This window comes from Streptomyces bambusae, from assembly GCF_019400985.1.
GTDB classification, from domain to species: Bacteria; Actinomycetota; Actinomycetes; order Streptomycetales; family Streptomycetaceae; genus Streptomyces; species Streptomyces bambusae_A.
Genome location: NZ_WTFF01000702.1, coordinates 1 through 823, shown reverse-complemented (window position 1 = coordinate 823; position 823 = coordinate 1). Strand labels below are relative to the sequence as shown.

The following is an 823-nucleotide window of genomic DNA, read 5'->3' as shown; positions in this document are numbered from 1 at the left end:
CGCCGGGGCCGGGCTGGGCCGGGACGGCGGCCGCCTCCTCCGGCAGGTCGTCGTCGAGCCGCTTGCGGCGGCCCGGCAGGGCCAGCACCAGCAGCAGCGCGGCGAGGCCGGCCTGGGTCCAGTGCCAGCCGGTGCGGGCCGCGGAGTCCTCGTGGACCAGGTCGAGCCGGCCGCCGGCGGCGGGCAGTTCGAAGCCCTGGGCCCAGCCGTCCAGGGTCTTGGGGGTGAGCGGTTCGCCGTCGAGGGTGGCCCGCCAGCCGGGCGCGGCCCGGTCGGCGATGCGCAGGGTGCGGCCGGACTCGCCCGCCGGGATGCCGGTGTGGACCTCGACGGGGCCGGAGGCGACGGGGATCGGGGCCTCGCCGGGCTTGCCGGGGAGGATGACGGCGCGGGCGACCTGCCGGTCGACCTGCCACAGGGCGCTGCCGTCGAGCTGGCTCATCCGGCTCAGGCCGGGGGTGGCGTCCAGGACCCGGGCCGTGCGCGGCGGGGCGCCGTCGCGGACCAGGACGTAGCGGATGGCGAAGCCGCCGAGCTGGCCGGTCTGGTCGGCGCCGGAGCCGGCGACCAGGCTGGAGACGATCTTGTCGAGGCGGGGGTCGCTGCCGGCCGCGGCGGCCAGTTCGGCGTCGCCGAGCCGGCCGCCGGAGCCGCGCACCAGGGTGTACGGGACCTCGGCGGGCGAGCTGCCGCCCAGGACGAGGGTGCGGGGCTGGTCGCGGGTGCCGCTCTCCTCGGCGACGAACGCCGGGACCTGGACCGGGTCGCGCCGCTGGAGCGGCCCGTCGGCGCCGGCGACCGTCCACAGCCCGGCCGCCAGCAG

The 823-nt window shown here is 79.6% G+C and carries 1 pseudogene; it reads right to left on the bottom strand.

Annotated features, from left to right (window positions below):
* Positions 1-823: pseudogene (locus tag GPJ59_RS36630) on the bottom strand (family 2 glycosyl transferase); the annotation flags it as partial.